Origin of the sequence: Pantoea sp. GbtcB22 (genome assembly GCF_019091025.1) — a bacterium.
GTDB lineage: Bacteria > Pseudomonadota > Gammaproteobacteria > Enterobacterales > Enterobacteriaceae > Pantoea > Pantoea leporis.
The window spans coordinates 1-258 of record NZ_JAGXKB010000381.1 but is presented as its reverse complement, the minus strand read 5'-3'; the positions used below and the strand labels follow the sequence as shown (position 1 = coordinate 258).

Below are 258 nucleotides of genomic sequence, written 5' to 3'. Positions count from 1 at the left end.
AAAATCGCCACAATCATCAGCGTTCGGCTGGCGGATTCCAACGGCCTGCGAATGACGATGGCCCAGTCCCCGCCGGTCAGGTGCTGCATCATGAGCAGCCCGAGCGAACCCAATGACAGTCCCAGCACAAACATGAATGCGAACAGGTATGACTGAAAGAAGCGGTCTGGCGAGACGAAGTAGCCGATAGCGCTTACGATTAGCCCAATCCCGCCAACAATAAGCGCGCGCTGCTGGAAGCGACTGACGCTTTCGGGC

At 57.8% G+C, this 258-nt stretch carries 1 protein-coding gene; it reads right to left on the bottom strand.

The features are described from left to right. Window positions 1-258 (bottom strand): hypothetical protein (locus KVT28_RS25540; RefSeq protein WP_217551021.1); only part of this gene is annotated, 258 nt, incomplete at both ends.